Here is a 17,886-nt window from a genome sequence, read left to right on the forward strand (position 1 = left end):
GTCGGAGGGACTCGGGGCAACTCGCCGATGTACCCCCAAGATGGCCTAATCCTTGCGATTCCACTGCTATCCGGCTGGATCTTCCTGTGATTCCGCTGTGAATCGGCCGTCAAAAGCCCCTGAATCTATCCTTCCGCGGCCACCGGGGCGTTGCCGGGTGATTCCGGAGAGTAGTTGTGGCACGCCGATGCACCCACGATCCCTTACGAAGGGTTATGGTGGAAACCCCCCCTCGGGCCGGTCCGTCTCCCCCCCACGGACCGGCCCGTTTTTTCGTCGGCGCCGTCCGCGTCCGGCCCGCCGCCCCGCCCGGCGGAGACGACCGGCAAACACGCCGGCACCTTCCCGGACCGGCCCGTACGACCCGGGCGGCACCACCCCCGACCGGCCCGTACGACCCGGCCGGGCCCGCCACGGCCCAGGCGCCGCCCGGCCACCGGGAAAACCCCGCGCCGGAACAAGTCCCGAACAGCGGTAGGCTCAACGGCTCCGGCACCCCTACCCCGCGCCCAAACCCCGGAGGGTCACGTGAACCTGCGCGACAAGCTGCGCGGCCTGCTCGTCAGGCTCTACGCACGCCGGGTGGAAGGCCACCTGGACCACGCTCAGGTGCCCAAGCACATCGGCGTCATCATGGACGGCAACCGCCGCTGGGCGAAGGCGTCCGGCTCCAGCACCGTCCACGGGCACCGGGCCGGCGCCGAGAAGATCGAGGAGTTCCTCGGCTGGTGCAGCGAGACCGACGTCGAGGTCGTCACCCTGTGGCTGCTGTCCACCGACAACTTCGACCGCCCGCAGGAGGAACTCGTCCCCCTGCTCGGCATCATCGAGGACGTCGTACGCACCCTCGCCGCCGACGGCCGCTGGCGGGTGCACCACGTCGGCACGCTCGACCTGCTGCCCGCGCAGATGCAGACGGCGCTGAAGGAGGCCCAGGAGGCCACCGCCCACATCGACGGGATAACCGTCAACGTGGCCATCGGCTACGGCGGCCGGCAGGAGATCGCCGACGCCGTGCGCTCCATGCTGCTCGACGCGCACGACAAGGGCGTGCCGATGGAGGACCTCGCCGAGTCCGTCGACATCGACATGATCGGCCGTCACCTGTACACCGGGGCCCAGCCCGACCCGGACCTGGTGATCCGCACCAGCGGCGAACAGCGGTTGTCCGGATTCATGCTCTGGCAGACCGCCCATTCGGAGTACTACTTCTGCGAGGTCTTCTGGCCGGCGTTCCGGAAGGTCGACTTCCTGCGTGCGCTGCGCGACTACGCCGCACGTCACCGCCGCTACGGCGGCTGACCCACCCGCCCCGCCCCGTCGCCGCCCGGTGACGGGGCGTTGCGTTTACCCCGCTCGGCGGGGATGTAACGAGGAGTTCACCAGCGCGCTGTTGGCCGCATTTGCATGGCGGCGCATGTTCGAGGGCATAAGCCAGACAGGTCGACACCCGATCCACGGGCGTCGGATCTCAGCGGGCGGCACGGGGCCGTCCGCCCGGGAGGCCCTTTGCACCAGCCCGACTGTGCGCTCACAGCACGGAAGCAGCCGCGAGGGGCCGGTTCGCGGCCCGTCGTGCGCGGGGGCCAGACACCGGTCCAGGATCACTTCGTCGCTCCCCGACCTCATCCGAGGGGGTACGTCCTTCCGTGGTGACCAGCACAAAGCGCCATCTGCCAGACCGGCGCACCTATGTTCTCGACACCAGCGTCCTGCTGGCCGACCCGAACGCCCTGACCCGCTTCGACGAGCACGAGGTCGTGCTCCCCATCGTGGTGGTCACGGAGCTGGAGGCCAAGCGGCACCATCCCGAACTCGGCTACTTCGCCCGGCAGGCCCTGCGCCTGCTCGACGACTACCGGGTCCGGTACGGCCGTCTCGACGCCCCCATCCCGATCGGGGACCTCGGCGGCACGATCCGTGTCGAGCTCAACCACTCGGACCCCAGCGTGCTGCCCACCGGCTACCGCCTGGGGGACAACGACTCCCGCATCCTCGCGGTGGCCCGCAACCTGCAGGCCGAGGGGTTCGACGTCACCGTCGTGTCGAAGGACCTGCCGCTGAGGATCAAGGCGTCCTCGGTCGGCCTCCTCGCCGAGGAGTACCGGGCCGAACTCGCCATCACGGAGAACTCCGGCTGGACCGGGATGACCGAACTCACCCTGCCGGGTGAACAGGTGGACATCCTCTTCGAGGAAGGACACGTGTACGTCCCGGAGGCGGCCGGCCTCCCCGTGCACACCGGGCTGACCCTCCAGTCCGAGCGCGGCAAGGCCCTCGGCCGGGTCACCGCCGAGGGCAACGTCCGGCTGGTGCGCGGCGACCGGGAGGCGTTCGGCATCAAGGGCCGCAGCGCCGAGCAGCGCATCGCGCTCGACCTGCTGCTCGACCCGGACGTCGGCATCGTCTCGATGGGCGGCCGGGCCGGCACCGGCAAGTCGGCACTGGCGCTGTGCGCGGGCCTGGAGGCGGTCCTGGAGCGCCGCCAGCACCGGAAGGTGATGGTCTTCCGGCCGCTGTACGCCGTCGGCGGGCAGGAGCTGGGCTATCTGCCGGGCAGCGAGGCGGAGAAGATGAGCCCGTGGGCGCAGGCCGTCTTCGACACCCTCTCGGCGGTCACCAGCCGCGAGGTCATCGAGGAGGTCACCTCGCGCGGGATGCTGGAGGTGCTGCCGCTGACCCACATCCGCGGGCGGTCGCTGCACGACGCGTTCGTGATCGTGGACGAGGCGCAGTCCCTGGAGAGGAACGTGCTGCTGACCGTTCTGTCCCGGATCGGCGCCAACTCGCGGGTCGTGCTCACCCATGACGTGGCACAGCGGGACAATCTGCGCGTGGGCCGCTACGACGGGGTGGTCGCCGTCGTGGAGAAGCTGAAGGGGCACCCCCTCTTCGCGCACGTCACGCTGACGCGGTCCGAGAGGTCCCAGATTGCCGCTCTTGTGACCGAAATGCTGGAGGACGGCCACATCTGACAGGGAACCGACGGCGAAGGGCGCCGTCCGGCAAAGGCCAAGAGCCTAGCCGGGCGGCGCCTTCGTGCGTGGGGCTTTCCTGAAATCCCTGGGGACAAACGAGATGTGAGCTTTCACACGCAACACAGAATTGCCACGCGGCGTCGGGTTACGGCAGAGTCTCACTCCTGTCAGGCCCCGCATACGACACACCTGTACCCCCAGCGGTGCGGCACCACCCAAGCATCATCAACTCCATAGAGTTCGTCGTATGCCGCCCGAGCACCACGCGGCGCTCCCTCAAGGGGAGTTGTCCACCGGGCCCGCGCCTCCCGTGACCCCGCAGTTGGGAGGCCAGTGTCAGGGGCACGATTGCGTCCGCCAGGGTCACCGAAGCGGGCGATGCTGGAAGGAAACCGTGTGAGCCGGATTTCGGTCCGGGGATTCGCAGTGGCCTCGGCCACCGCGGTCACCGCTGTCGGAAGCGTCGTCGGCGTTGCCTCGGGCAGCACCGCGCAGACCAACGACGCCGAGGCTACGGCAGCCGACACCACGCTTCTCGCGGACATACCCGCGGGTCAGCAGGTGCAGGTGCAGGCCGCCTCCCTGACGCAGCAGGCGGACGCCCAGGCCATCGCCGCGGACGTGAGCGCCAAGAAGGACGCCGAGGAAGCCGCCCGCAAGGCAGCCGCCGAGACCGCGATCGCCAAGAAGGAGGCCGCCGAGAAGGAGGCCGCCAAGGCGGCCAAGGAGCGCGCCGAGACGAAGGCCGCGGCCAGCCGCGGTACCGACGTCCGCGACTCCTCCAGCTTCCCGGTCCAGACGAACTACTCCGTCGCGCAGATCCAGGCGATGGCGCGTCAGATGGTGGGCGGCGGCCAGTTCCAGTGCTTCAGCAACATCGTGGACCACGAGTCCAGCTGGAACTACCACGCGGTGAACGCCTCCTCCGGTGCCTACGGTCTCTTCCAGGCCCTGCCCGGCGGCAAGATGGCCTCCGCCGGCGCCGACTGGCAGACCAACCCGGCCACGCAGATCAAGTGGGGCCTCAACTACATGAACAGCCGCTACGGCAGCCCGTGTGAGGCCTGGTCGTTCTGGCAGGCCAACCACTGGTACTAGGAGTCCCGCCGGATCCGGTCGGCCCCTCTCGACCTCGCGCAGCCCCTCCCCGTCCTCAGGGGAGGGGCTTTCGCCCTGTACGGTCGTATCCGAACGGCTCCCGGGGGGAGTGGTGGCGAGCACCCGGGGACGCGGGGGAAGAGGACGGATCATGTCGCGAGTGCCAGGGTGGCTCGGCCGGCTGGGAGCCGGTCTCACCGAGATGAGCGAGCGCCTCGACGAGCGCCGCGCCGAGGTCGACAAGGACCACACCGACCACACCGACCATCCCGGCCACTCGGATCGGCCCGACCACGCCCGGCGTGGCGAGGGTGCCGGGCACGGTGGGCCGGCGGCCCCCGCCGACGCCGAGGCGGCCCGGCTCGTCCGCAGGCCCGCGCCGCCCGCCGGCCGCCGCCCCGACCCGGCCGAGGCCGTGCCCTGGGGTGTCCGGGTCGCCGCCGAGGCCGGCTGGCGGCTGCTGGTGCTGGCCGGCACCGTCTGGGTGCTGATGCGGGTCATCAGCGCAGTCCAGCTGGTGGTGTTCGCCTTCGTCATCGCGCTGCTGGTGACCGCGCTGCTCCAGCCGACGGTCGCCCGGCTCACCCGGCGCGGCGTGCCGCGCGGCCCGGCCACCGCGCTCACCGCCATCTCCGGCTTCGTCGTCATCGGCCTGATGGGCTGGTTCGTGACCTGGCAGGTCATGGAGAACATCGACACGCTCTCCAGCCAGATCCAGTCCGGCATCGACGACCTGCGCGACTGGCTGCTGAAGAGCCCCTTCCACGTCACCGACAAACAGATCAACCAGATCGCCAAGAACCTCCGCGAGGCGATCGGCGCCAACACCGACCAGATCACCTCCGCGGGCCTGGAGGGCGTCCAGGTCATCATCGAGGCGCTCACCGGCATCCTGCTCGTGTTCTTCTCCACGCTCTTCCTGCTCTACGACGGCAAGCGGATCTGGGAGTGGTTCCTGAGGCTGGTGCCATCGGCCGCCCGCCCGGGCGTGGCCGGCGCCGGCCCGCGCGCCTGGCGCACCCTGACCGCCTACGTCCGCGGCACGGTCCTGGTCGCCCTCATCGACGCCATCTTCATCGGCATCGGCATCTACTTCCTGGACGTGCCGATGGCCGTGCCGCTGGCCGTCTTCATCTTCCTGTTCTCGTTCATCCCGCTGGTCGGCGCGGTCGCCTCCGGCGCGCTGGCGGTGATCGTGGCCCTGGTCACCCAGGGCGTCTTCACCGCCGTCATGACCCTGGTCGTGGTCCTCGCGGTCCAGCAGATCGAGGGGCACGTCCTGCAGCCGTTCATCCTCGGCCGCGCGGTCCGCGTCCACCCGCTGGCGGTCGTGCTGACGGTGGCCGCCGGCGGCATGGTGGCCGGCATCGGCGGCGCGGTGGTGGCCGTACCGCTGGTGGCGGTGACGAACACGGTGGTCGGGTACCTGCGGCAGTATTCGCTGGAGGTCCAGGGGGACGGCTCGGCCGAGGCCGTGGACGAGAACGCGGAAGACCCCGCCCACCAGGGGTGAGCGGGGTCCTCGCGGGGAACGGCCTTACTCGGCCAGCACGGCCTCGGCGTCGAGGGTGACGCCGACCGCCTGCACCACGGAAGCGATCTTGAACGCCTCCTGGACGGTCTCGCGCTCCACGCCGGCCTTGCGCAGCACTTGCTCGTGCGAGTCCAGGCACATGCCGCAGCCGTTGATCGCGGAGACCGCGAACGACCACAGCTCGAAGTCGACCTTCTCCACGCCCGGGTTGCCGATGACGTTCATCCGCAGGCCCGCGCGCAGGGTGCCGTACTCGTGGTCGGACAGCAGGTGCCGGGTGCGGTAGAAGACGTTGTTCATCGCCATGATGGCGGCGGCCGACTTGGCGGCCTGGTACGCCTCCGGCGAGAGGTTCGCCTTCGCCTCCGGCTCCAGCTCACGCAGCACGATCGGGGAACGGGAGGCGATGGCGGTCGCCAGCACCGTGCCCCACAGCTGCTGCGCCGGCAGCTCCGAGTTGCCGATGACCGAGCCCAGGTTGAGCTTCAGGTCCTTGGCGTAGTCCGGGATACGGGACTTCAGGGAGTCGAGCGACACGGGTCACTCACCAGCCAGGAGGGCGACCGGGTCGAGGGTCTGCTCGCCCTTGGTCCAGTTGCAGGGGCACAGCTCGTCGGTCTGCAGGGCGTCCAGGACCCGCAGGACCTCCTTGGGGTTACGGCCCACGGAACCGGCGGTGACCATCGTGAACTGGATCTCGCGGTTCGGGTCGACCACGAAGACGGCACGCTGCGCGAAGCCGTCCTCGCCCTCGATGCCGAGGTCGCGCATCAGCTCGTGCTTGGAGTCGGCCATCATCGGGAACGGCAGGTCGGTCAGGTCCGGGTGGTCCTTGCGCCAGGCGTGGTGGACGAACTCGGAGTCACCGGAGAAGCCGAGGATCTGGACGTCGCGGTCGGCGAACTCGTCGTTCAGCTTCCCGAACGCGGCGATCTCGGTCGGGCACACGAACGTGAAGTCCTTGGGCCAGGCGAAGACCACGAGCCACTTGCCCTCGTAGGACTTGTGGTGGATCTGCTCGAACTCCTTGCCCTTCTCCAGCGAGACGCAGGCGGTCAGTTCGAACTCGGGGAACTTGTCACCGACAGTGAGCACACGCTCTCCTTGCAGCGAAGAAACTTCCCTTTTGGGGCGTTCCTCATGGGTTGGACGTTGTCGATGTTGGCACAGGGCGCATTGATTAGGGAAATAGCTACACTCGGTCATGTTGATCGGAGGTGGCTATCAGTGAGTATGGGCAACGGCAAGCGGAGGCAGCCGAGCCTGGCGCAGCTGCGGGCGTTCGCCGCGGTGGCGGAGCACCTGCACTTCAGGGACGCGGCGGCGGCCATCGGGATGAGTCAGCCCGCCCTGTCGGGTGCCGTCTCGGCGCTGGAGGAGACCCTCGGGGTGACCCTCCTTGAGCGTACGACCCGCAAGGTGCTGCTCTCGCCCGCGGGGGAGCGGCTCGCCGTGCGCACCAAGGCGGTGCTGGACGCGGTCGGCGCACTGCTGGAGGAGGCCGAGGCGGTCCGGGCGCCGTTCACGGGCGTCCTGCGCCTCGGGGTGATCCCCACCGTGGCGCCGTACCTGCTGCCGGCGGTGCTGCGGCTGGTGCACGAGCGCTACCCGCACCTCGACCTCCAGGTGCACGAGGAGCAGACCGCCAGCCTGATCGACGGCCTGAACTCCGGCCGGCTCGACCTGCTGCTGCTGGCCGTACCGCTCGGCGTGCCCGGGGTGATCGAACTCCCGCTCTTCGACGAGGACTTCGTGCTCGTCACGCCGCTCGACCACTGGCTCGGCGGCCGGGAGGGCATCCCGCGCGAGGCGCTGAAGGAGCTGAACCTGCTGCTCCTGGACGAGGGCCACTGCCTGCGCGACCAGGCCCTGGACATCTGCCGGGAGGCCGGCCGCGAGGACGCGCCGGTCACCACCACGGCCGCCGGACTGTCCACGCTGGTCCAGCTGGTGGCCGGCGGCCTCGGCTGCACCCTGCTGCCGCGGACCGCGCTGAAACTGGAGACCGCCCGCAGCAGCCAGCTGCTGACCGGCTACTTCGCCGACCCCGCCCCGACCCGCCGGGTCGCCTTCGCCATGCGCGCGGGCGCGGCCCGGGCCGCCGAGTACGGGGAACTGGCCTCGGCCCTGCGCGAGGCCCTGCGCACGCTGCCGGTACGGGTACTGGACGAGACCGCGTGAGCCACCCGGCCGGGGGCCGGCAGGCAGGCCGCCTGCTTCTCTCGCGCGGTCGCGTGCCGGTGCCGGTGCCGGGAAGGGTGTGAAAGGCGGTCGGTCAGGCGGACGGTTGCCGGGGCGGGAGCCCGGTGAGGTCGGCCACGGCCAGGCCCCCGCAGATCACCTGTTCCCCGCTCGCGCGCCAGGCCCAGGTGTCCGGGCCGGCGAGCACGTCCGGCACGTCCGCGGCGGCCACCCGGTGCGCGTCCGGGAGGTACGCCCAGCCCGCGGGCCGGACGAGCCGGACCAGGCCGGCCCGGTGCCGGTGCGCGACGAGCCGGGCGAAGCGCGGGACGTGCCGCGGCCACTCCGCCTCGTCCGCACCGTCGTCGTCCGCCCGGGCCACCGCCGCCTCCTCCGTCCCTGCTGGTCCCCTGCCCCTACGGGTTCCTACTCCGTGCGCAGGCCGTCCGGTCGCATCAGCCGGATCAGCGGCGGCAGGCTCAGCAGGGTGACCAGGAGGACCACCGCCGCGCCGGCGCCGGCCATCGACAGGACGCTCGTCCAGTCGACGCTCACCGCGGTATCCGTCATCTTCAGCAGGACCGTTCCGAGGGTCAGGCCCACCGCCGAGGCCAGCAGCAGCCCCAGCGCGATCGGTACCGCCGTCTGCCACAGCACCGACAGGCCCAGCGTGCGGCGCCGGGTGCCGAAGGCGAGCAGGGACGACAGCAGCTTGCGCCGCTCGCGCAACTGCTCCAGCTGGGAGACCAGCAGGCTCGCCCCGATCAGCGCCAGCACACAGATCGCGCCGATGAACAGGCCGGTGCGCAGGGAGGTGTACCGGTCGGACTGCTCGGTGGCCGTCCAGGTCCACGGGTAGGCGAGGGGGTCGACGCGCGCGGCGGTGGTGCGCACGTACTCCTCGGCGTCCGGTACCGACTCGTCCAGGCGCAGGAAGACCTGGCCGCGCAGCACGGGGGTGGCCTTCGCGGGCAGCGCCGAGGGGGTGACCAGCAGGCCGACCGGGTCGCTCTCCAGCGAGTCCCTGCGCACGGGTGCCTCGGGGATCCTGGCGGGCAGCGTCCAGGCGATCTCCCGGCCGCGCACCTCGCCCTCGGTCGGGTCGATCCACAGCCGCGTGCCCGGTCGCATCAGGGGCCGGATGCCGCCCATGTACTCGGGGTCGTAGCCCGGGTTGTCCAGGGCGAACACGTCGCCGTCGTGACAGGAGGGCAGGTGGGCGATCTCCCGGAGCGCGGCACAGTCGCCGACCGTGACACCGGCCGTGACCTCGGGTTCCCGGCGCTTGAGAGCAACCTGCGCGCTGGACAGCGTCACCGACGTCCGCACGCCCTTGGTCCGGGCGAACTCCGCGCGGGCGGTGGCCAGTGGGCCGTGGTCGGCCAGGCTGACCTGCATCTGGGCCCGGCCCGGGTCCTGCCCCGTCTCCTTGGTGTACTGGCTCTCCACGCCCGCGAACAGCATCTGCAGCGCGATCGCACCGGCCACCGCCACCGCGATGCCGTTGACCATGCGGGCGGCCGTGCCACTGCTCAACTGCAACCGGCGTACGGCCAGTTGCCAGGAGACCGAGCCGCCGCCGAGCCGGCCGACGACCGCTTCCACGAGCCACGGCAGCAGCGCGGTCACGCCGACGAGCAGCAGCAGTACGCCGCCGACGACCAGGTACTCGTTGAAGTTGCCGTGGTCGCGGCCGTTGCCCGTCATCGGGTACAGCATCGCCAGGCCCGCCAGCGGCAGCAGCAGCCGCCACCACAGGCGCCGCCGGGCCTGCTTGGCCGTGCGCACCACACCGAGCGGCTCGACGACCACCCCGCGCATGGCGAGCAGAGTCACCAGCACGGCGGACGCCGGAACGGCCACCGCGACCAGTGCGGCCAGTGCCGGGGAGGGGTCCAGATAGCTCGGGAAGAAGCTCTCGCCCAGGACCTCGGTGGTGCCCGCCACCTGGCGTCCGATCAGGAAGAACACCGTACCGACGACCAGTCCGAGCAGCGCCCCGGCCAGCGCCTCGCCGGCCGCGATCCGCCGGGTCATCCGGCTGTCGGAGCCCACCAGCCGCAGCGCGGCCAGCCGGCGGTCGCGCCGCTCGCCGCCGAACCGCACGGCCGCGGCGATGAACACGGCGACCGGCATCAGCAGCACCACGAACACGACCAGTGTCATCAGGATGAGCACCGGGTCGGTCTTCTCCGGCGTCGGATTCGGATTGCCGAACTCCTTCAGCCGGTCGACCCGCGTGCCGCCCGAGTGCGGCACGAGCCCGTCGGCGCCGGCGTAGTAGGCGAGTTCGTGCGAGCCGATCAGTCCGCTGTCACCGATGCTGCCGGTGATCCGGTACGGGATCCGCTCGCGCAGCAGCTTCGCCCCGTCCGAGTCCAGCAGCCTCTTCAGCGCGGGCGAGACCACCATCTCGCCCTTCGCCGGGAAGCGGCCGAGGCCGGGCGGCAGCGGGGCCTTCGCACCCTCGGGCTGCAGTAGCCGGCCGCGGATGTCCTTGCCGTGCCACGACGTGTCGGTGACCCCGATCAGCACGGTGTCGTCCGCCTTGGCGACGGTCCAGGCGGCCGAGTAGTCCTGGCGGGCGTCCTCCACCCGGTGCCGGGCGGCCAGGATGTTCGGCAGCGCCGTCGTGAGCAGCAGCAGCGCCACGCCCAGACCGACGCCGACCGCCGTCAGCACCATCCGCACCCAGCCCTCTCGCCCTCCGGTGGCGGCGAACCGGACGCCCAGGGCCAGGTCCCTGCTCCACTGCCGCACGTTCATATCGCCCGCTCCATGTCCCGGGACCTGCCGTCGCGTACGACGATCTCCCGGTCGGAGTAGGCGGCCACCCGGGCCTCGTGCGTGACCAGGACGACGGCCGCGTTGGCGGAACGGGCCGCGTCGGTCAGCAGCTCCATGACGCGCTCCCCGTTGAGGGAGTCGAGCGCGCCGGTCGGCTCGTCGGCGAAGATGACCCGGGGTTCGGTGACCAGCGCCCGGGCCACCGCGACCCGCTGGCCCTGGCCGCCGGAGACCTCGCCGGGCCGCTTGCCCCCGAGGTCGTCCACCTCCAGCCGCTCCATCCAGGCCAGCGCGGCCCGCTCGGCCTCCTTGCGAGGGCGGCCGTTCAGCCTGAGCGGCAGCGCCACGTTCTCCACGCAGGTCAGTTCCGGGACGAGCTGGCCGAACTGGAAGACGAAGCCGAACTCGCTGCGGCGCAGCGCGCTGCGCTCGGCGTCGTTCATGCCGGCCAGTTCCCGGCCGGCGTAGACGATGGAGCCGGAGTCGGGCGGCACGATGCCGGCGAGGCAGTGCAGCAGCGTCGACTTGCCGGAGCCGGAGGGGCCCATCACGGCCACGACCTCGCCGGGGTGGATGGAGAAGCCGGCGCCGTCGAGGGCGACCGTGGGGCCGTAGGACTTGCGCAGGTCCTCGGCGGTGAGCAGGGATCCGGGCGGCGGGGTCATCGGGTCACCGCCGCACGGAGCTTGTCGAGTCGCGCGGCCGTCAGTTCCAGCCAGCGCAGGTCCGCCTCCAGGTGGAACAGGGCGTGGTCGCAGATCAGCTGGTCCGCGAGGTCGCCCTTGCGCTTGCGGTCGGTCAGGATGCGCATGCTGCGCAGGTGCTCGGCCCGCTGGACGTCGAGGATGTCGGCCGCGTCGCGGTGGGTGAGGAGGGCGAGGACGACCTTGGTGTAGAGGGTCGACTGGAGGTACTCCTCGGGTTTCTCCGGGGTGGCGAGCCAGCGTTCGACGTCGGTGATGCCGGCGTCGGTGATGGCGTACCGCTTGCGCTCGGGGCCGCCGCCGGCCTCGATGCCGTCGACCTCCACGAGGCCGTGCTTCAGCAGCCGGGACATCGTGGAGTAGACCTGGCCGTAGTGCAGCGGCCGGTCGTGACCGAACTTCTCGTCGAAGGCCCGCTTGAGGTCGTAGCCGTGGCGCGGACCGGACTCCAGGAGTCCCAGAAGAGTGTGACCGATGGACATGGCAGCACTCTACACACGGTGTATACGCGGCGTGTATACGCGCCGTGCGGGGATCGTGGCAGTGGGTGCGGCCCCGCAGGTGGGGGCCGATTGTCACGGTTCCGATACAGGGGGCCGGCCGCGCCGCGGAAGCGGGCCGGTGTCCTTCGGCAGCCGCCCCGCCTCCGCCAGCGCCTTGCGCAGCAGGAACTCGATCTGGGCGTTCGCCGACCGCAGCTCGTCGCCGGCCCACCGCGCCAGCGCCTCGTACACCGACGGGTCCAGCCGCAGCAGCACCTGCTTGCGCTGCTGCGGCCGGCGCCCCGGGGTCCCGGCGGGGTCCGTCACTGGTAGAGGGTCCCGGTGTTGAGGACCGGCTGCGGTGCCCGGTCCCCGCACAGCACCACCATCAGGTTCGACACCATCGCCGCCTTCCGCTCGTCGTCCAGCTCCACGATGTCCGCCTCCGCGATCCGGGCCAGCGCCGCCTCGACCATGCCCACGGCGCCGTCCACGATCTGCCGCCGGGCCGCGACGACCGCGCCTGCCTGCTGCCGCTGGAGCATCGCCGAGGCGATCTCGGGAGCGTACGCGAGGTGCGTGAAACGCGACTCGATGATCTCCACCCCGGCCGCCTCCACCCGCACCTGCAGCTCGACGGCCAGCTTCTCGGTGATCTCCTCGGCGTTGCCGCGCAGCGACAGGCCGTCCTCGTCATGGGCGTCGTAGGGGTACTCGATCGCGATGTGCCGCACGGCCGTCTCGGTCTGCGTGGCGACGAACTCGGCGAAGTCGTCCACCTCGAAGGTGGCCTGCGCGGTGTCCTGGACCTTCCACACCACGACCGCGGCCAGCTCGATGGGGTTGCCGTAGGCGTCGTTGACCTTCAGTACGGCCGTCTCGTGGTTGCGCACCCGGGTGGAGATCCGGGTCCGCGAGGTGAAGGGGTTCACCCAGCGCAGGCCGTCCTGCCGGATCGTGCCCCGGTAGCGCCCGAAGAGCTGGACCACCCGCGCCTCGCCCGGCGCGACCGTGTTCAGGCCGCGCATCCCGATGACCGAGGCGAGCAGGACGGCCACGCCCGCGAGGATGAGCCCGCCCTCGGCGCCGGGGGAGGGTGCCGCCCCGGAGGCCGCGAACAGCGCGACCGCGGCGCCGAGCCCGACGAGGCCGAGCAGCAGGGCGAGCCCGCCGCCGATGCTGTGGGCGGTGAACTCGCGCACCCGTGGGGCGGGCATCTCGGGTATGTCGGACATGGGTGTTCCCCCCGTTCTCGTGAGCCTAGCTCTGTTCTAGCTAAGTGATATCACTTTAACGCGCCGAGCAACCCTGCACCAGGGAAAGTCGTCGGTTTCGATGGGGCGGGTGCTGATTGTCACGTCCGTAAAAGAACGGATCGGACGCCCTTTGTCATATAGAGGGGTGTTAGCTTTCGGAGCTGACCCCGAGACGGAAGCGAGCGTAGGGACCCATGGGACGAGCGGAAGAGAGACGAGCGCGACAGCGCGGTGGCCGCCGCGCGGCGCCCAGGCCCCGCCGCCCCCTCCCCGCCGAGGCGGGCGGCCCCGCCGCCACCGCCCCCGCTGCCGCCACGCCCGCCGCCGCAGGCAGGCCCGCCGCGGCCGGCAAGCCCGCCAAGAGCCTCATACGCCGGATATTCGGCTGGAAGAAGATCCTCGGCACCTTCTTCGGGGTGTGCCTGCTGGGCATCCTGGGCTTCGTCGGCCTGTACCTGTACGTGGACGTCCCCGAGGGCAACGCCGCCGCCCGGCAGCAGAGCAACGTCTACAAATACAGCGACGGAACGATTCTGGCCCGCAAGGGCGAGGTCAACCGCGAGATCGTCGACCTGTCCAAGGTGCCCCGCAAGGTCCAGCTGACCTTCGTGGCGGCGGAGAACAAGAGCTTCTACCACGACTCCGGCGTCGACTTCCGCGGCACCGCCCGCGGCCTGATCAACACGCTGTCCGGCAAGGGCAAGCAGGGCGGCTCCACGATCACCCAGCAGTACGTCAAGAACTACTACCTGAACCAGGACCAGACCGTCACGCGCAAGCTGAAGGAACTGGTCATCTCGCTCAAGGTGGACCGCGAGAAGTCCAAGGACGACATCCTCGCCGGCTACATCAACACCAGCTACTACGGCCGCAACGCCTACGGCATCCAGGCCGCCGCCCAGGCCTACTACCACCGGGACGCCCAGGACCTCAGCGTCGCCCAGGGCGCCTACCTCGCCGCCCTGCTCCAGGCCCCCAGCCAGTACGACTGGGCCGTCGCCACCAAGACCGGCAAGCGGCTGGTCAAGGAGCGCTGGAACTACGTCCTGGACAACATGGTCGAGGAGGGCTGGCTCTCCAAGACCGAGCGCAACGGCCTGCACTTCCCCTACCCCGAGGAGCCCAAGGGCGCCCCCGGCCTCGGCGGGCAGAAGGGCTACCTGGTCGAACTCGCCAACCAGCAGCTGGAACAGCAGCTCATGACGCAGGAGGGCCTGACCCAGTCCCAGGCGGAGAACGCGGTCATCGACAAGGGCTGGACCATCACCCTCAACATCAGCCGGAAGAAGCAGTCCGCGCTGGAGCGGGCCGTCAAGACCCAGCTGACCGGCAAGCTGGACCCGAAGAAGCGCAAGGTGGACGGCGACATCCAGGCCGGTGCCGCCTCCGTCGACCCCAAGACGGGCAGGATCGTCGCGCTCTACGGCGGCCAGGACTACTACAAGCACTACTTCGACAACGCCACCCGCCGGGACTACCAGCCCGCCTCGACGTTCAAGCCGGTGATCCTCGCCGCCGCCCTGGAGCAGAACGCCACCACCCAGGACGGCAAGCCGATCACCGCCGACACCGTCTACGACGGCACCAGCCGCCGCCAGGTCCTCGACCACGGCTCCCCGGTCGGCTTCGCCCCGCCGAACGAGGACGACGTCGACTACGACAAGATCACCGTCCAGCAGGCCATGAACAAGTCCGTCAACTCCGTCTTCGCGCAGATGGGCGTGGACGTGGGCATGGACAAGGTGATGAGCACCGCGGGCAGGCTCGGCATGGACACCAAGGGCATGCAGGCGGTGCCCGCCCAGACCCTCGGCTCGATGGGCGCCAGCCCGCTGGAGATGGCCGGCATCTACGCCACCTTCGCCAACCACGGCTACAAGGTCACCCCGACGATCATCAAGTCCGCCGAGAACAAGGGCCGCTCCGTGGAGATGCCGAACCCGGTCGGCGGCTCCGTGATCAGCCGCACCGCCGCCGACACGGTCACCTCGGTGCTCACCGGCGTGGTCGACGACGGCACCGCCCAGGAGTCGGTGGCGGGCAACCCGCTGCGCGACGGCCAGCAGGTCGCGGGCAAGACCGGTACCTCCGACGAGAACAAGTCGGCCTGGTTCACCGGCTACACGCCGACCCTGGTCACCTCGGTGGGGCTGTTCGGCGAGGACCCGAAGACCAAGGCCCACGTCTCCATGAAGGGCGCCACCGGCCTGCTCAGGCCCCCGGGGCGGATCAACGGCGGCGGCTACCCGGCGAAGATCTGGGCCGCGTACACCTTCGGCGTCACCAGCAGGGCGACGTTCGACCTGAACACCACGCAGGGCGCGGCCGTCGCCCCCGTCGAGACGCCGTCGTGGACGCACACGCCCACCCGGACGCCGTCGCAGACGCCGACCAGCGAGCCGCCGACGTCCACGTCACCGTCCGAGACGCCGTCGCAGACGCCGTCGCGGACCCCGAGCCAGACACCGCCCACGCAGACACCGCCGACGCAGACCCCGACGAGCCGGCCGCCGACGCCCTCGCTCACCCCGGAGAACCCGCTGGACCCGCAGGACGACCAGCAGCAGTAGGACGGCCGGTGAGCACAGCCGGAAGGGCGCCCGGTGCACACCGGGCGCCCTTCGCGTGCCGTCCGCGGCTCAGCCGCGGTTCAGCTCGAACCACACCACCTTGCCGGTGCTCAGCCGGGTCGCGCCCCAGCGCCGGGCCAGCCTGTTGACCAGGTACAGGCCGCGCCCGCCCTCGTCCGTGGCCCGGGCCTGCCGCAGCCGCGGCAGCTGCGGCACGTCGTCGCCGACCTCGCAGCGCAGCACGTCCGTCCGCAGCAGCCGCAGCGTCACCGGCCGCGACGCGTACCGCACGGCGTTCGTCACGACCTCGCTGACCAGCAGCTCCACCGAGTCCGTCAGCTCCTCCAGGTCCCAGCGAGCGAGCGCCCGCCGGGCCAGCCGGCGGGCCTGGCCCGGGGCGGAGTCCTCCGGCTCCAGCGTCCAGTAGGCGACATCGCTCGGCGCGATCCCGTCGAACCGGGCCGCGAGCAGCGCGATGTCGTCGTCCCGGTCGCCCGGGCCGAGCATGTCCAGCACCTCGTCGCACAGCGCTTCCAGCGGCGGCGGGTGGTCGGGCCCGGTCAGCTGCGCGGTCGCGGCCAGCTTCTCCCGCAGCTGCTCTATACCGGTCCACACGTCCCGCAGCCGGGACTCCACCAGGCCGTCGGTGTACAGCAGCAGCGTGCCCCCGGCGGGCGCGTCCAGCTCCACCGCCTCGAAGTCCACCCCGCCGACGCCGATCGGCGCGCCCGGCGGCACCCGCAGCACCTCGGCCCGGCCGCCCAGGTGCAGCAGGACGGGCGGCGGATGGCCGGCGTTGGCGATCGTGATGCGGTGCGTCACCGGGTCGTAGACGGCGTACAGGCAGGTCGCCATGCGGTCGGTGCCCAGCCGCTGCGCCTGTTCGTCCAGGTGGTGCAGCACCTCCTGCGGCGGCAGGTCGAGCCCGGCCAGCGTCTGCGCGGTCGTGCGCAGCTGGCCCATGATGGCCGCCGACGTCATCGAGTGGCCCATCACGTCACCGACGACCAGCGCGACCCGGCTGCCGGGCAGCGGGATCGCGTCGTACCAGTCGCCGCCGACCCGCGCGGTCTCCGCCGCCGGCAGGTAGCGGGACGCCAGCCGGACCCCGGTCGGGCGGGGCAGCGTCTCGGGCAGCATGGTGCGCTGCAGCTCGTCGGCGATGTACGCCTCCCGGCCGTACAGCACCGCCTTGTCGATGCCGAGCGCGCTGTGGGTGGCCAGCTGGGCGGCGACCAGCAGATCGTCCGCCTCGAAGGCGAGCCGGTCCGGGCGGCGCAGGAACAGGGCCGCGCCGATCACCCGGCGCCGGCCGCGCAGCGGCGCCAGGATCGCGCGCTGCCCGCCCGGTACGACCGTCTCGCCGCCCTCGCCGAGCAGCTCCGGCAGCGCGGCCCGGGCGGCGGGCGCGTCGGCGAACACCGGCCGCACCCCGCGCAGCACCTCGTTCAGCGCGCCGCCCGGCCGCACCTCGCACAGCTCGGTGGTCAGCGACGACAGGCCCGCCAGCACGGACGGCTCCGGATCCGGGTCGAACGCCGGCGGCAGCAGCACCCCGTCGGTGTCCCGCTCCTGGGGTATCCGGTCGGTACGGCGCAGCCGCAGCACCACCGGACCGCTGGGCCGCTCGTCGCCGACCGGCAGCGGCTCGCGCAGGTAGACCAGGATCGCGTCGGAGAACGTCGGCACGGTGGCCCGGCACAGCCCCATCACGATCTCGTCCAGGTCGAGCCCGCGGGCGATCCGCCGGGTGGCCGCGCCGACGAACCGCAGCCGGTCCCCGTCCCGCCGCATGGGCATCGGCCGCCCCGGGGGCAGTCCCCGCCCGGTACGGCGCTCCTCACCGCCCGGCGTCCGCTCCTGCTCGGCGCCGGGCTGGGCCGGGATGGCCTCCGGCGCGGGGCGCGGACGGTGGGCGTCGGGTTCGGTGGTGGCGGGCTGGGAGTGCTCGGGGCCGTTGACTGGGAGCTCCTTCCCCTTGCCGTCCGTTCCCTGGCCGCAGGGCGTGGCCGTGCCCGCGCCGGAGGGCGGTCCGTCGGCCCGGGTCTGCGCGGGTAAGGCCGGGTTGCCGAGGTGCTGCGCGGGCTGCTCCGGGGCACGCAGGAGAGCCCCGCGGCCCTCCGCGGGGTCGACGCCCGGCTGGGGGCGTCCGAAGGAGGTGGGCTGCTCCGTCACGCGTGTCGCATCCGTCCGTCCGGGGCTGTGCGCCGTGTGCACCGGGCGCGCAGTTGGTCCCGCCGAAATGCCGATACCCGCAATACGTGCCCCGGGAACGGATTTCCCGCGGGGCAGGCCT

15 protein-coding genes are annotated in these 17,886 nt (G+C 71.5%); 6 read left to right on the plus strand and 9 right to left on the minus strand.

Going from position 1 to position 17,886, the window contains the following annotated elements; genetic code table 11:
- The first annotated feature begins 528 nt into the window (after nucleotides 1–528).
- From IG05_RS0125280 to IG05_RS0125295, 4 genes are all read left to right on the plus strand, one after another.
- The gene (locus IG05_RS0125280) at nucleotides 529–1,302 is read left to right on the plus strand and encodes an isoprenyl transferase (protein WP_030346048.1); all 774 of its coding nucleotides are present in this window, start codon (nucleotides 529–531) and stop codon (nucleotides 1,300–1,302) included.
- A gap of 347 nt (nucleotides 1,303–1,649) precedes the next feature.
- On the plus strand, nucleotides 1,650–2,975 hold the full coding sequence (locus tag IG05_RS0125285) for a PhoH family protein (protein ID WP_030346049.1): 1,326 nt from the start codon (nucleotides 1,650–1,652) through the stop codon (nucleotides 2,973–2,975).
- Nucleotides 2,976–3,356: 381 nt separating this feature from the next.
- The gene (locus IG05_RS0125290; RefSeq protein WP_107051413.1) at nucleotides 3,357–4,076 is read left to right on the plus strand and encodes a transglycosylase SLT domain-containing protein; all 720 of its coding nucleotides are present in this window, start codon (nucleotides 3,357–3,359) and stop codon (nucleotides 4,074–4,076) included.
- A gap of 151 nt (nucleotides 4,077–4,227) precedes the next feature.
- Nucleotides 4,228–5,589 (plus strand): AI-2E family transporter, encoded by a 1,362-nt coding sequence (locus IG05_RS0125295; protein ID WP_037814687.1) that lies wholly within the window; start codon nucleotides 4,228–4,230, stop codon nucleotides 5,587–5,589.
- A gap of 24 nt (nucleotides 5,590–5,613) precedes the next feature.
- Here IG05_RS0125295 and IG05_RS0125300 read toward each other — a convergent pair whose 3' ends face one another.
- Both IG05_RS0125300 and IG05_RS0125305 read right to left on the minus strand, forming a co-directional pair.
- Nucleotides 5,614–6,147: an alkyl hydroperoxide reductase gene (locus tag IG05_RS0125300; RefSeq protein WP_014674689.1), complete on the minus strand. Its 534-nt coding sequence runs from the start codon at nucleotides 6,145–6,147 to the stop codon at nucleotides 5,614–5,616.
- Nucleotides 6,148–6,150: 3 nt separating this feature from the next.
- Complete coding sequence (locus IG05_RS0125305) at nucleotides 6,151–6,705, minus strand: peroxiredoxin (RefSeq protein ID WP_030346052.1); 555 nt, start codon at nucleotides 6,703–6,705, stop codon at nucleotides 6,151–6,153.
- 138 nt (nucleotides 6,706–6,843) lie between these two features.
- Between IG05_RS0125305 and IG05_RS0125310 the strand changes: the two genes are divergently transcribed.
- Nucleotides 6,844–7,791 (plus strand): LysR substrate-binding domain-containing protein, encoded by a 948-nt coding sequence (locus IG05_RS0125310; protein WP_030346053.1) that lies wholly within the window; start codon nucleotides 6,844–6,846, stop codon nucleotides 7,789–7,791.
- Nucleotides 7,792–7,885: 94 nt separating this feature from the next.
- Here IG05_RS0125310 and IG05_RS0125315 read toward each other — a convergent pair whose 3' ends face one another.
- The 6 genes from IG05_RS0125315 to IG05_RS0125340 all read right to left on the minus strand — a co-directional run bounded on the left by IG05_RS0125315 (nucleotide 7,886) and on the right by IG05_RS0125340 (nucleotide 12,999).
- On the minus strand, nucleotides 7,886–8,173 hold the full coding sequence (locus IG05_RS0125315; protein WP_030346055.1) for a hypothetical protein: 288 nt from the start codon (nucleotides 8,171–8,173) through the stop codon (nucleotides 7,886–7,888).
- A 44-nt stretch (nucleotides 8,174–8,217) separates the two neighbouring features.
- Entirely contained in the window at nucleotides 8,218–10,557 is a 2,340-nt protein-coding gene (locus IG05_RS0125320; RefSeq protein ID WP_030346056.1) for an ABC transporter permease, read from the minus strand.
- On the minus strand, nucleotides 10,554–11,243 hold the full coding sequence (locus IG05_RS0125325) for an ABC transporter ATP-binding protein (RefSeq protein WP_030346058.1): 690 nt from the start codon (nucleotides 11,241–11,243) through the stop codon (nucleotides 10,554–10,556). Before IG05_RS0125325 ends, IG05_RS0125320 begins: the two co-directional genes overlap by 4 nt.
- A complete protein-coding gene (locus IG05_RS0125330; protein ID WP_030346060.1) occupies nucleotides 11,240–11,764 on the minus strand; it encodes a PadR family transcriptional regulator in 525 nt (174 codons plus the stop codon). Before IG05_RS0125330 ends, IG05_RS0125325 begins: the two co-directional genes overlap by 4 nt.
- A gap of 93 nt (nucleotides 11,765–11,857) precedes the next feature.
- The gene (locus IG05_RS0125335; protein WP_030346062.1) at nucleotides 11,858–12,091 is read right to left on the minus strand and encodes a hypothetical protein; all 234 of its coding nucleotides are present in this window, start codon (nucleotides 12,089–12,091) and stop codon (nucleotides 11,858–11,860) included.
- Entirely contained in the window at nucleotides 12,088–12,999 is a 912-nt protein-coding gene (locus tag IG05_RS0125340; protein ID WP_030346065.1) for an SPFH domain-containing protein, read from the minus strand. The genes IG05_RS0125335 and IG05_RS0125340 overlap by 4 nt, the downstream gene beginning before the upstream one ends.
- Before the next feature lie 215 nt (nucleotides 13,000–13,214).
- Between IG05_RS0125340 and IG05_RS0125345 the strand changes: the two genes are divergently transcribed.
- The gene (locus IG05_RS0125345) at nucleotides 13,215–15,590 is read left to right on the plus strand and encodes a transglycosylase domain-containing protein (RefSeq protein ID WP_030346067.1); all 2,376 of its coding nucleotides are present in this window, start codon (nucleotides 13,215–13,217) and stop codon (nucleotides 15,588–15,590) included.
- Nucleotides 15,591–15,659: 69 nt separating this feature from the next.
- On the opposite strand, the gene IG05_RS0125350 is transcribed toward IG05_RS0125345, so the two are convergent.
- On the minus strand, nucleotides 15,660–17,765 hold the full coding sequence (locus IG05_RS0125350) for a SpoIIE family protein phosphatase (protein ID WP_030346068.1): 2,106 nt from the start codon (nucleotides 17,763–17,765) through the stop codon (nucleotides 15,660–15,662).
- Nucleotides 17,766–17,886: the final 121 nt, after the last annotated feature.

Origin of the sequence: Streptomyces sp. NRRL S-1022 (genome assembly GCF_000720135.1) — a bacterium.
Lineage (GTDB): Bacteria > Actinomycetota > Actinomycetes > Streptomycetales > Streptomycetaceae > Streptomyces.